Source organism: Phycisphaerae bacterium, assembly GCA_012729815.1.
Classification (GTDB): domain Bacteria; phylum Planctomycetota; class Phycisphaerae; order JAAYCJ01; family JAAYCJ01; genus JAAYCJ01.
In genome coordinates, this window is record JAAYCJ010000021.1 from 1 (window position 1) to 12,539 (window position 12,539).

General features: G+C 61.6%; 12 protein-coding genes. 10 read left to right on the forward strand and 2 right to left on the reverse strand.

Translation table 11 applies throughout. The annotated features are described in order from the left end of the window. The coding region (locus GXY33_01570; GenBank protein NLX03811.1) for a hypothetical protein at positions 1–423 on the forward strand (423 nt) is incomplete at its 5' end. Between the two features lie 126 nt (positions 424–549). Then, positions 550–2,139: an alpha-L-fucosidase gene (locus GXY33_01575; GenBank protein ID NLX03812.1), complete on the forward strand. Its 1,590-nt coding sequence runs from the start codon at positions 550–552 to the stop codon at positions 2,137–2,139. Positions 2,140–2,258: 119 nt separating this feature from the next. Here the strand turns inward: GXY33_01575 and GXY33_01580 are convergent, their stop codons facing one another. Both GXY33_01580 and GXY33_01585 read right to left on the reverse strand, forming a co-directional pair. Continuing rightward, positions 2,259–3,206: an SGNH/GDSL hydrolase family protein gene (locus GXY33_01580; GenBank protein NLX03813.1), complete on the reverse strand. Its 948-nt coding sequence runs from the start codon at positions 3,204–3,206 to the stop codon at positions 2,259–2,261. Beyond that, positions 3,199–3,510 carry a hypothetical protein gene (locus GXY33_01585; GenBank protein NLX03814.1) on the reverse strand — a complete coding sequence of 104 codons (312 nt, stop codon included), beginning with the start codon at positions 3,508–3,510 and terminating at the stop codon, positions 3,199–3,201. The genes GXY33_01580 and GXY33_01585 overlap by 8 nt, the downstream gene beginning before the upstream one ends. A 392-nt stretch (positions 3,511–3,902) precedes the next feature. Between GXY33_01585 and GXY33_01590 the strand changes: the two genes are divergently transcribed. The 8 genes from GXY33_01590 to GXY33_01625 all read left to right on the forward strand — a co-directional run bounded on the left by GXY33_01590 (position 3,903) and on the right by GXY33_01625 (position 12,538). Beyond that, positions 3,903–5,096, forward strand: a complete 1,194-nt coding sequence (locus GXY33_01590) for a substrate-binding domain-containing protein (GenBank protein ID NLX03815.1) — start codon at positions 3,903–3,905, stop codon at positions 5,094–5,096. Between the two features lie 30 nt (positions 5,097–5,126). Next, entirely contained in the window at positions 5,127–6,077 is a 951-nt protein-coding gene (locus GXY33_01595; GenBank protein ID NLX03816.1) for a zinc-binding dehydrogenase, read from the forward strand. Then, a complete protein-coding gene (locus GXY33_01600; GenBank protein ID NLX03817.1) occupies positions 6,074–6,952 on the forward strand; it encodes a sugar phosphate isomerase/epimerase in 879 nt (292 codons plus the stop codon). The genes GXY33_01595 and GXY33_01600 overlap by 4 nt, the downstream gene beginning before the upstream one ends. Before the next feature lie 168 nt (positions 6,953–7,120). Then, the gene (locus GXY33_01605) at positions 7,121–7,978 is read left to right on the forward strand and encodes a GntR family transcriptional regulator (GenBank protein ID NLX03818.1); all 858 of its coding nucleotides are present in this window, start codon (positions 7,121–7,123) and stop codon (positions 7,976–7,978) included. A 49-nt stretch (positions 7,979–8,027) separates the two neighbouring features. Next, entirely contained in the window at positions 8,028–8,729 is a 702-nt protein-coding gene (locus GXY33_01610) for a hypothetical protein (protein ID NLX03819.1), read from the forward strand. Between the two features lie 119 nt (positions 8,730–8,848). Next, the gene (locus GXY33_01615; GenBank protein ID NLX03820.1) at positions 8,849–8,944 is read left to right on the forward strand and encodes a PEP-CTERM sorting domain-containing protein; all 96 of its coding nucleotides are present in this window, start codon (positions 8,849–8,851) and stop codon (positions 8,942–8,944) included. 288 nt (positions 8,945–9,232) lie between these two features. Then, entirely contained in the window at positions 9,233–11,374 is a 2,142-nt protein-coding gene (locus GXY33_01620) for a DNRLRE domain-containing protein (protein ID NLX03821.1), read from the forward strand. A gap of 198 nt (positions 11,375–11,572) precedes the next feature. Next, positions 11,573–12,538 (forward strand): hypothetical protein, encoded by a 966-nt coding sequence (locus tag GXY33_01625; GenBank protein NLX03822.1) that lies wholly within the window; start codon positions 11,573–11,575, stop codon positions 12,536–12,538. Position 12,539 lies beyond the last annotated feature (1 nt).

Here is a 12,539-nt window from a genome sequence, read left to right on the forward strand (position 1 = left end):
CACGGGTTGCCCGAGGATCTGTTCGTCTGCCCGTTTCAGCCGTCCGTCCGCCTCCTGCAGACCGGCAGCGACCCGCGGGTCCTGCTGATGGGCTACACCTACCTCGGCGCCTATGACGAAACGCAACACCCCTACTTCCGCAACGACTACCACAGCCCGCGACAGATCGACCGCTCCGAAAACTGGTGGGTTCTGATGTCCGACATGGCCAAAGGCTGGCCCGGTCCCGCCCAGACCAGCCACTGGATCAACGGCGAGATGGCGATCGGCCTGCTGGGCGTCGACGGCCACGTCACGCATCAGACCAACGTCTGGCGGTTCAACTCCTTCGAGCCGGTCAATCCCGCCCTGGTCCAGTTCGGTGCCCCATGGAACGGCTGGGACTTCGAATACCGGATCATCTGGGACCGCAGCCGGCACTGACGGCGGCGATGCCCTTGCACACGCACCGGGTGCACTGTACTCTGTCCCAAGACAGGCAATCGTCAGGCGGTAGGCTTGAACACTGCCGCACGTTGGCCCTGTTGCGGAAGTTGAGAGGACAGACCCATGAGCGATGCACTGGCCAGACCTACACCACAGCAGATCGCGTGGCATGATGGTGAAATCGGCATGTTCGTCCACTTTGACGTGCCGGTATACGCCAACACCCAAGGCGGAACCGGCGTGGAAGGTAATTTCGACCTCACGCAATTCAATCCGTCCGAACTTGATACTGAACAATGGTGCGACGTGGCCGAGAGTATCGGCGCCGAATATATTATTCATGTTGCCAAGCATTACAGCGGCTTCTGTAACTGGCAGACCGACTCGACCGACTATTCAATCCGAAACACTCCGTGGCGCGGAGGAAAGGGCGACATTGTCGCCGATCTTGCGGAGAGTTGCCGGAACAGGGGCTTGGGATTGGGCATCTATCTCAGTCCCGGCGACCAGCATCATGGAGCATTGCCCGGCGGTGTATGCCCGAACCGCGACGCGCAATCACGCTATAACGACATCTACAGGCGGCAGCTTACGGAACTGCTGACGAAATACGGCCCGATCATGGAGCTGTGGTTTGACGGCAGCATCGTCGTTCCCATAGAGGATATCGTCGAAGAGCATGCTCCCGGCGTGATATGCTTTCAGGGGCCTTGTGCGAATATTCGATGGCCTGGAAGCGAAAAAGGGATCCTCCCGTACCCGGCATGGAATGCGGTGAAAAAGCGGGACGCCGTGACGGGAAAGGTGACGGCGGTCCACGGCACGCCGGATGGTGACTGCTGGTTGCCGCTCGAGGTGGATACGCCCATACGCGATCATTTCTGGTTCCATAACGACGGCGGCGAGCAGTATCTCAAAAGTCTCCAGCAGTTGATCGACGTGTACTACCAATCCGTCGGCTATGGCGGAGTGCTGCTTTTGAACAGCAATCCCGATAGGAGCGGACTCATACCCGCCGCCGATGCCGCCAGGGCGGCGGAGTTTGGAGCGGAGATAAGGAAACGTTTTGCCTGCCCGCTGGCGGAAGTGGCCGGAAACGGCGACGAGGTGCTTCTACCCCTTGCCCGACCGGAAATGGTCGACCATGTCGTTATCATGGAAGATATCCGTAATGGCGAGAGAATACGCCAGTACGTGATTGAGGGCCTGACGGAGGGCGGCTGGCGGGAATTGTGCACGGGCAGCGCGGTGGGACACAAGAAAATAGACTGCTTCGAACCGAAAACGGTGTCGTCCATACGGTTCAGGTGCATGGAAAAGGCCGGTCCCGTTTCCGTGAAGAAACTTGCTGCTTATTCTGTCGGGTCCGTTCCACTCTTTGACAAAGACAGCCTGTCGCTTGTGAATCCGATCTCGGTTGCGGATCTGGAAATAGCCCCGGGCAGTAAGGAATACACCGTTGATCTTACTGCCGCGTGCCGCATCCCCCAGAGGTATGAAGTGGAGTTGTTCTCGCATAGCAGCCATGGAGGGTTTAGGGTCGTACAGGCGGAACTGCTGGTCGACGGGACAAGCAAATCCGACGCGATCGTCCCAATGAGCTCCGATAAGGTGCTCGATCTGAAAATCACGGATTGGTGTCCCACGAAAATACTGCTTCGTATGAGAATCGAAGCCGATATCCATCTTGCGGCAAGCGTGATGGTGAGATGATTTCCCCGTGCTTGGCGTGGGCCAAGCTCAGGTCTGACTGCCGTTTAGGCGCGGCGAAGGCGTTGTTCAATCCGGGCTTGGAGCGGCGTGTCACCCAAGGGCTGGACGGTATATCCGTCCTACGGTTCAAAGCACTTGATGAGTTCCTCGGCGAAGAGTCGATGGCCGCGGTCGTCCGGATGGTTCCAGTTGTTCGCCAGCAGCGTGATGTACGGCAACCCCTCGCGCCACAGGTGGGCCCATCGGGCGGAGGCGTCGGCGAGGGCGAGGTCGTGCTTCTCAGCGAATCGCTTGAGGTTGGCCACATACGGCCGGTTGTCGTGGTCGCGCGGCATGCCATGGACGAAGTGCGGCGTGATCAGGACGATCTCGGCGTCGATCGCCCGGAAGCGTTTGAGAATCTCCTCGTACGTCGGATCGAAATCCTTCGGATCACCCAAACCGTAGAAGTCGTTGACGAACTCGATGGTGACCACGTCGGGCTTGGCGGCCACAATCCGGTCGAACTGCCCCTTGAACTGGTCGTCGCCGGGGTACAGCCACTGGCGCGAGTTGGAGCCACCGATGGCGATGACGTTAACGGCGATCGGAGCGTCAGGGAACTTCTCCTTGAGCATCTTCTCGAGGACTTCCGGATACCGGTTGCCGGGTGTGGCGTCGCCTCCGCAGGTAACGCTGTCGCCCCAACACACGATGGTCAGCGGCTGGCCGGCTCTGATCTTGGCCGTCGCCTTGGGCAGTCGGCCCGGCGTGCTGGCGGTCTGGGCCTCCGCAGCGGTCTCAGCGAGCGGAAGGACCTGCACGTTGCTCTTGCCGTCGCTGTGGAAGTCGACGACGATGTTGGCCAGGCGGGTCTGCCCCTCAGCCAGGGCCGGCGGCTTGGCCACGACCAGCTCGCTCTTGCCTTCGACGATGAGTTCCTCACCGTCGGCGGTGCGAACGAGGGAGTCGATGCGGCGAAGGGAATAGCGGTAGTCGATCAGGACCTCATCCTCCGGCGTGATCGACGATTTGGGGCCGATGCCAAATGCCGCCCACGCCGGATCACACACGTAGTCCTCATTCACCTTCAGCACCTTCTCGCCGTGGCGAACTGGCCGGATCGACCGCTCCAACCACGACGATCCCGCTTCCGGGTCCAAAGCAGTGGACCTGCATCAGCTTGGTCTTGGAGGCCCACGTGTTGGGCTGCTCAGCGGAGAGCTTGTGCTTTTCGCCGGTAACAGTGACAATCTCGGCGGGACGGACCGCAAACTCCCGCGTCTCCAGGTCGGCGGGCATTTTTGCGTCGGCGGCCAGTGCGCTGGGAACCGCCGCGATCAGACAGAAGGCAACGATCAAGACGTACATCAGAATTTCCGGCTGGTTCATGCTCTTCCTTTACGTCCAGGACACTGCAACTTCACGCGACAAGCCTACTCAACCCACCGCAATAGCGAAAGGAATTTCAACCGGCCGTTTGGACAGCAAAGTCGGGCCACGCTGCTATTGAATGAGCAGCGGGAATGAGCCTTGCACCACACCCTGGCGGTTCACTCCCAGGACTATCCCCTTCAGCTACGACCGGCATGCATCTGTCATTGTGTCATCTCTATTAAACCGAATCACAGCAGCCCGAACTTGGCCCTTGCGGCCCATCCCATCCGCACTTCCAAAGTCATAGCACAGTTCAGGCGGTTTTTCGCTTGACGGCCGTTCGCCGACCCGGCACACTATTCTTAGTGACAGCGTGACAGGTCTAACCAAGGGACCGACGGACGCCGATGGGAAAACGACAGGAGAGCAAACGCCTGGACGAAAGGGAAGCGGTGATCGACCCGGCGGTGCGGGACCCGATGCACACCCAGGTTCGGACCCACATTCTGCACCTGATCGGTCAGCGGGGGCTCAGGGCGGGCCAGAAGCTGCCGTCGATCCGCCGGCTCAGCGATTTGACCGGGGTGGGCCGGGGAACGATTGCCCGGGCGGTGGCCCAGATGACCGATGAGGGCATCTTCGTGAGCCAGCCGTGCAAGGGCGTGTACCTCGCCGACGCCGACCCGGCCGGGCGGCCGGCCCCGCTGCGGACCATCTACTGCCTCTCCGGCGCGCGGGAGGGCCTGAACACCGCCTCCGAATACGTCGGGCACAGCCCGTTCTGGGCGCAGGTGCTCCGCAGCGTTCGGCGGTCAGTGCTCGGTTGCGACCCGGCGATCCGGCTTCGCATCGCCTTTCTCGGCGCCTTTCTGAAAGAGGACGACGCGACCCCGCGCCGGCGGAACTGGCGCGAGATTGGGCTCCTGATCCTGGGTGATCCGGCGCCCGGAGAGCTCTCGCGGATCGTCGGGCTCGGGGCCTCGGCAGTGCAGATCCACGGGATCAGCCGCTCGCCCAACGTGCCCTCGGTCCGGATCGACAGCGCAGCGGGCATCGAGGCGCTGGTCGATCACCTCGCCTCGCTGGGACATCGGCGGATCTGCTACTGCGGGCTGGGCAACCGCCACAGAAGAAGCGGACCGGACGACTCCGGCCGGCCGATGACCCAGGAGTACGAGAAGTACAAAGGATTCGCTCGGGCAATGACCCGGCGCGGACTGCCGTTCGACCCGGAAACATCATGCTGCGAGTGCTTCCTGGGGCTGGAGGAAGGCTACCAGGCCGCACAGACCGTCTTGAAATGCTCTGACCGCCCTACCGCGATCATCGCCATCAACGACGAGACGGCGATCGGGGCGATGCGGGCGGTCGCGGACGCCGGCCTTCGCATCCCGCGGGATATCTCGGTGGCTGCGTTTGACAACATCGACGCGTCCCGATACGCCATCCCGTCGCTGACCACGGTGGACAGCCGGATGGATGAGCTGGGACAACTGGCCGTCGCGTCCCTTCTGGCCCTGCACGACCAGGGGACGTATCAGGATCGAGTGCTCAAGCCGGATGTGATCGTCCGCGAGTCGACAGCGGCGATACGAGAATAACAGGAGACGTCAATAGCGACGATGCGGTACGTGGAGGTAACAGCCCCGCACCAGGTGCGAATCGACGAAGCGCCGATCCCGGAGCCGGGCGAGGGCGAACTGCTGGTGCGGGTGCGGGCCTGCGGAGTGGACTGGCCGACGTTCCGGCACGTGATCGAAGGCGAAGGGACCAGCTACCCCGCCAACGGCTTTAACAACCTGGGCCTGGCCCACGAGGGATCGGGCGAGGTGGTCGCCGTCGGCCACGGCGTGGCGCGCTTCCGGCCCGGCGACCGCGTCTCATACCTGGGTCCGGGTTTCCAGGAGTACGCCGCGGTCCGTCAGGAATACTGCGGCAAGTTGCCCGAAGGCGTAGCGTACCTCGACCTGCTGGGCGAACCGATGGCCGTGATGCACCACTCAGCCGGCAAGGTCCGGCTTGAGCCGAACGCGACCCTGGTGGTCTTCGGAGCCGGTTACATGGGGTTGGGACTGATCCACCTCCTGGCCCGCCGTGGATACGGGCGGATCATCGCAATCGACACCAACGATCTGCGGCTCGACCTGGCCAGACGGATGGGAGCGAGGTGGACGATCGACGCGGCGAAAGAGGATGCACCAGCCGCCATCGTCAAGCTCACGAACGCGACCGGAGCCGATCTGGCCATCGAGGCGACGGGCGCAGCCGATGTGCTGGAACGAATCCACGAGGCGGTCCGACCGGGCGGAACCGTGCTGGTGCACGGATGGTTCGGCGGACCCAGACAGGTCGTTCTGGAAAGGTGGCACGTGCAAGACCTGACCTTCATCTTTTCGCACCCGGCACCACACGAGATCTACGGCCGGCTCATCGAGGAAGTCGGCGCCGAGGTGGCGGCAAGGAAGATCGACCTGACGCCGCTGATCACGCACCGCCTCAGCCTGGACGACGTACCACGTCTGGAGGAAAGCGTGCGAAGCTCAGCGGACTACGTCAAGGGCGTGGTGGAGGTAAAGGCATGAAACTGACCGCGGCGACGTTCGCGTTCAATCGGGCGTTCGAAGCGAAGCAGATGGACATCGGCGGCTACATCGAAGCCTGCGCTAAGATCGGCTTTGACGGCATCGAACTCAACGACGGCTACCTGCTCAAGGACCCGATATCACCAGCCGAAATCAAGCGCCGGGCCACCACCCTCGGTCTGGACATCGCCGCCGTCGCCATCGAATCGGTGTTCGTGCGGAACAGCGACGAGGAGATCGCCCGCGAAAAACAGAACATCCTCGACTGGCTGGAGAAGGCCTACTTCCTGGGTTCGCCGATCCTGCGGGTCAACACCGGCCAGATGGTCAATACGCTCGAGACCCTCACGAACCGAACCGTAACGTGGGAACAGGTCCGCCGGTGGGTCGTCGAAACCTACCGCAACGTGGTCCGCCGCGCCGAGCGGCTGGGCATTGTCATCGCAATGGAGAATCACTATGGCGCCACGCGAACCGCCGACGACACGCTGGAGGTCGTACGGGCGGTCGACTCGCCGTGGTTCAAGGTCAATATCGACACCGGCAACTTCTACGAGGACATCCGCTACGGCGATGACTTCGTGCAGCATCCTGAAATCCTGGACCGAGCCCGGCCATTCGAAGACATCTATGCGGGCATCGACAAGCTGTGCCCGGAGATGGTCTACTGCCACGCCAAAATCTATCGCCTCGACGAGGCGGAACAGGACGACCGCCTGCTCGACTACAGCCGAATCGTCGAAACCTTCCACCGCCACGGCTACCGCGGATACGTGTCAATCGAGAATTTTTCCCAAGAAGACCCGCTCCAAATCGTACCGCGGGCAACGGCCATGTTGAAACGCAAGCTTCGGGCGCTTTCCGGCACACCCTGATCCCTGCCGACAGCAAACCCGACCACCGCCAAGCGACCACAGACCGGCAGAATCAAAGCCCCTGTCGCTCATCCCCTTTTTCCGTTGATTTTTCCGTAAGAACCTCTATATTGGGTTATATAAGACCCTTCATGGCACGAGAATCTCTGTTCCGGGATCTGAGGAACGATGGCCGACAACCTGAAAACCAAAGCGTATAACCATATCCGTCATGGGCTGTTGATGGGCCAGTGGGCGGAGGGCGCCTTCTTTTCCACCGGCAAGGTCGCCAAACTGATTGGAATGAGCTATACGCCGGTGCGAGAGGCCATCATTCAACTGGAGAGCGAGGGACTGGTCGAAACCGTGACGAATCGGGGGATTCGCCAGCGCCGGCTTTCTCGCGACGAACTCCAGGAAAAATTCGAGTTGCGTATCCTGCTGGAGAGCGGAGCGGCCAAGCTGGCGGCTCAAAAGGTCACGCCGCAGGAACTGGCGGAACTCCGAACAAATCTGCTCGACCATTTGAATTCCCTGCGGCAGTACCGTCGAAAGATCGGATATCCCCAGGACAACCCGGCTCCGATCCCGCCGGCGTCCATTACCACCGATCCGGATCTGAGGAACATCTATCAACTCAATATCTACTTCCATCTGACGATCATTCGGGCCGCCCGAAACCAGCAGTTGGCCAAACTGGTGGGCGATCTCCATATCCTGACCCAGGTGCTTCGCACGCACGTCGTGCTTCCCGGCCAGAACTACATCAAACAGATCGCCCGCGACTATGGATTTCACCGCCGAATCTTCCGGGCCCTGGAACGACACGACGCCGATCAGGCCTATTTCTGGATCGAACGGCACGTCACCAACGCCATGAAGCATCACATGGCGGTCTTTGACTACCTGCAGCAGCTCCAGACCTCGGTGATCACCCAGGCCTTCGAGGTGCCGGACGTGCTGATTCACCCGATGCGGCAGACCGAACAGAACATTGCGGCCACTCCGCCAGATGAGGAGAATCCCGGCGGAACGTCCGCCGAATAAAACACCTTTCTTGGTGAGGGAGAGTCCGATGAAGAACACGAGGAGAGTCTTGCTGCTGTTCCTGAGTCTGGCATTGTCCTACGGCATGGCCCAGGGTTACGAGTACTCGGACGATTTCAGCACAACGGCCGGGAATCCCAACGGCGTGTGGTCGTACGGATATCTGGCCAACAGTGGAGACGGTCCTTTCGTCGCCCACAACCACACCATGCCCGCCGGTACGGGCCTGGCCTTGTGGGAGACGGACGGCGATCCGGATTCGTCCGGAAACATCAACAAGGCCGCCGGAGCGGAAGATCATCCGGAGTGGGGCGGCATGAGCTGGGAAGCCGGGATGACCTCCATGATGATCCCCACCGATCCCACCAAGTGGTCCGCGGTTGTCTTTACCGCCCCTCAAGCGGGACAGTGGAACGTATCCGTTGATTTCCAAAACCGCTGGATGAACGGCAACGGTTCAAACGTGTTCGTGAGGATCAACGGTACGAACGTGCTGTTGGATCAGATCGACGGATTTCCGGGCTCCTCACTGGGCGCCCCGGTGGTCGCCCCGGTTTCCACTGATGGGTGGAACGCCGGCTACGACGGCGTTGCGACCCTGAATCAGGGAGATACCATCATGTTTGGTGTCTACAAGTGGGCCGAAGCCTCTCATCAGGTTGCGATAGACGCCAGCATTACCCCGGTCCCCGAACCCATGATCCTGAGTCTGCTGGCGCTGGGCGGACTGATGCTGAGGCGAAAACCCTAGCCGGACTCTGCTCCACGGAGCGGACAAGCCTCATAACAAAACGTGTGAAAGGCGTGTATAGCCAGGCAAAGAGGAACGCCTTCCACACGTTTTCTTTATTGTAGGCATACTACCGGCCGATGCTCGTCGTCGACTATCTCGTGCCCGAACCGGCCACCATCCTGCTCCTGGCGATCCCGTGCCTGTTCTGGCGGCGGCTCCTGGGCAACCGGTAAAAGAGCGGTCGCCCAGCCGGGACGGCGTGTGCCCGCCGCATGGCACGGCCAGGGCTGGCGCGGCACCCGTCGCCCCGGATGAGGCAAAAACCCGGGTCAGTGTGGCCTGCGCAAAGCACTTGCTTTTGCGACGGCTATCTGGTATCCTATGAAGCTTGTGAGAAATGGGCAGGGCTCTGGGTTCCTCTCTTGCTTTCCCACTCAGTGGAGGCTGAATGGGAAACGCCGATCCTGAGAAGAGGATGGGTGGCCAGAAGCCGTCCATGGGCACATTGATGGGAGAGAGAGATGAAGACCAGATCGTTTTCTGGGCGGTTGGCGTTCGTTATGATCGTCCTGTTATGCCTTCCTTCAGCCGGTCGGGGCGATCCGTTCAGCATCGTGGCCCTGCCCGACACCCAAATCTACAGCCAGAGCTATCCCGAGACGTTCACCAGCCAGACCCAATGGATCGTCGATAACCAGTCCACCCGGAATATTTCCTTCGTGACCCATCTGGGCGATTTGGTCAACGTCGCCGACGATTCGACCCAGTGGCAGAACGCGAACGCCTCGATGAACGTCCTTCATGGACAGGTACCCTACAGCGCGTGCATGGGCAACCACGACGTCGGGTCGTACTACGACTCCTACTTCGGCCCTTCCCGCTACAGCGGCATGTCGTGGTACGGCGGAGGTTCAACGAATTCCCGGAACCACTATCAGACCTTCTCCGCCGGCGGCTACGACTTCCTGCACCTGAACCTTCAATTCGCTCCCGACGCCGGCGCAATCTCCTGGGCACAGTCCGTCCTGGATGCGAACCCCGGAAAACAGACGATCGTATCGACCCACTCGTACCTGGACCTTGGCGGCTACACGTCCCAGGGCTCCAGCATCTGGAACAGCTTCGTCAGGTCCAACTCGCAGATCTTCATGGTCCTCTGCGGCCACATGCACGGCGAAAACCAGCAGGTCTCGACCAACGACGCGGGCGGCAAGGTGATCGAGATGCTAAGCGATTACCAGACCTATTCCAACGGCGGCGACGGGTATCTGCGAACCCTGGAATTCGACGCCGCCAGCAGCCGGATCAACGTCCAGACCTACTCGCCGACCAAGGGGGAATACCTGACCGACTCGGACAGCCAACTCAGCTACGACGTAACGTTCGGCTCGACGATCCAGGTCAACGGATTCATCGAGCCGCCGCCGGACCCGCCACCCGCCTATACCATCACCCTCCAGCAGGGGATCAGCGGATACGGCGGCACGGTGGACACGGAGCTGAAGTCCGCCGACCCCGACGCGGTGCAAGGGGCCAATGCGTCGATCAAAGTGGACTCGTATGACGGCTCGTCCCCCGGGCCGACCCAGGGGCTCGTGCGGTTCAGCGGCCTGGTCGGCGACAATGCGGGCAGGATCAGGCCGGGGATGAACGTGACCTCAGCCGCGCTGACCCTCAACGTCACCAATGAGGGAAGCGGGCTCAACGCCCACCGCGCCCTTGTGAACTGGAACGAATCGTCGACGTGGAACGGGACGGGTGCGGGCATCCAAGCTGATGGCGTCGAGGCCCAAGCGGTTGCCGACGACTCCGTTGGCGCCAACAACTCCGGCGCAAACGTCACCGAGGGAACCGTAACGCTTGACGTGACGTCCAGCGTCGCCGCCTGGGCCAACGGCCAAACCAATCGCGGCTGGGCCATTCTACCGTTCTCAAGTGGAACGAACGGGATTGTCTTCGACTCCTCGGAAGACAGCAATCCGCTCTACCGGCCGAAGCTCACCGTCATCGTCGAAATGGACCCCTCGCTCTCGCAGGTGGTTTTCCAGAACGGGCGAACCGGATACTCCGGAACGTCGGACACCGAGCTGCGCCAGGCCGCTCCGGATACGAGCCAGGCGTCCGCAACCGGCATGACGGTTGACGCCGACGATGGCGGTGGCAAGACCCAGGGCCTGATCCGGTTTGACGATCTCTTCGGCTCCGACGAAGGGCAGGTCCCATACGGTTCGGATATCGCCCTGGCCAGACTCATCCTCGACATCACCAACCCCGGCAGCGGGTTCACTCTGCACCGGATGCTTTGCGGCTGGGATGAAACGGACACCTGGAACTCCCTCGGCGATGGGATCCAGGCCGACGACGTGGAGGCCATGTCCATCCCCGAGTTGGTCATCGGGGCCAACAACGACGGCGGGAACGTGACGAACGGGCTCCTCCAGCTCGACGTCACCGACACGCTGCGGAGCTGGATCGACGGCGAGGAGAACTGGGGATGGATCCTGCTTCCCCTGGCCAGCGGCACAAACGGGATCGATTTCTACAGCTCGGAATACACGCTGAATCACCGGCCGATGCTCGTCCTTGACTATGCGGTTCCCGAACCGGCCACCATCCTGCTCATGCTCATCCCATGCCTGCTGCGGCGAAGACTCTCTGAATAACCCGGAAAACGCGACCTCATCTCGCCTGTGAATTCCCGCGGGCGATGAAACGCATCACCGGTTGCAGCCGGAGCAGATGACGCTTGCATCGGCCCCGGGGCGGCGGTAGATTCCCTGAAAGCAACGGCAGGGCGCAGAGGCACCGCGATGGCAGGTCCTGACGCCGGTTCCGGGTTATCTTGCATGGGAGGATTCTCGATGGCCGTTCAACAGCAGTTCGAGCCGATGTCGGTAGGGCAGATTCTGGACCGGACGTTCAAGATGTACCGGGCCAATTTCCTGCCGTTCATCGCGATCGTGGCCGTGGTCTACATCCCGATCGGACTGATCCAGGGGATCGCGCAGGCGATGCTCCAGTCAAGCGTCCCGATGCAGACCGTTCCCTACGAGGACTACCAGTACGAGGAAGAGGGTTTTGACGAAGACGGGTTCGAGCAGGACGGGGCGCGCGAGCCCGGCGAGGCGGCCATGATGCTCGGCCAGACGACGCCGGAGGGCTTTGAGCAGTTCGAACGGCTCCGATTTCAGCAGGAACCGAGCGTCGGGATGGCGCTCGGCGGAGCGGTGCTGATGCTGATCACGGTTTTCCTGATCGTCGTTGGATACAACCTCTGCACGGGGGCCTTGATCAAGGCCGTGTCGGAGTTCTACCTGGGCCGTGACGTGACGGTCGGACAGGTCTATCGGGCGGTCTGGCCGAGGCTCGGAACGATCATCTGGGCGGCGATCCTGGTCGCCGTGGCGGTCATGTTCGGCTTCGCCCTGCTCATCGTGCCCGGCGTGATCTTCGCCCTGTGGTTCGCGCTGACCACTCAGGTGGTGGTTTTGGAGGACAAGAAGGCGACGGCGGCCATGTCGCGAAGCCGCCAGTTGGCCTCCGGCAACCTGGGCAAGGTATTCGGCGTGGGCTTTCTGGCGATGGTCATCACCTGGGTGATCAGCATTGCGTTCGGCGTGCCCGCCGCACTGATCACGGGTTTCGACGGCACTCCCTCCGCCGCCCAGACGCTGGTGGCGCAGCTCATCCAGACCGCGGGCCAGATCGTCGCCCTGCCCATCGTGACCGGCGCGCTGATCCTGCTGTACTACGATCTGCGAATCCGCAAGGAAGGCTTCGATCTGGAGATGCTCGCCCAGTCGCTGCAGACCCACGAGGCCCGTTAGC

Coding starts and splice junctions, on each gene's coding strand:
- GXY33_01590 (NLX03815.1), top strand. CDS start 3,903: ATGGGAAAACGACAGGAGAGCAAACGCCTGGACGAAAGGGAAGCGGTG.
- GXY33_01625 (NLX03822.1), top strand. CDS start 11,573: ATGGCCGTTCAACAGCAGTTCGAGCCGATGTCGGTAGGGCAGATTCTG.
- GXY33_01615 (NLX03820.1), top strand. CDS start 8,849: ATGCTCGTCGTCGACTATCTCGTGCCCGAACCGGCCACCATCCTGCTC.
- GXY33_01605 (NLX03818.1), top strand. CDS start 7,121: ATGGCCGACAACCTGAAAACCAAAGCGTATAACCATATCCGTCATGGG.
- GXY33_01585 (NLX03814.1), bottom strand. CDS start 3,510: ATGAACCAGCCGGAAATTCTGATGTACGTCTTGATCGTTGCCTTCTGT.
- GXY33_01600 (NLX03817.1), top strand. CDS start 6,074: ATGAAACTGACCGCGGCGACGTTCGCGTTCAATCGGGCGTTCGAAGCG.
- GXY33_01620 (NLX03821.1), top strand. CDS start 9,233: ATGAAGACCAGATCGTTTTCTGGGCGGTTGGCGTTCGTTATGATCGTC.
- GXY33_01575 (NLX03812.1), top strand. CDS start 550: ATGAGCGATGCACTGGCCAGACCTACACCACAGCAGATCGCGTGGCAT.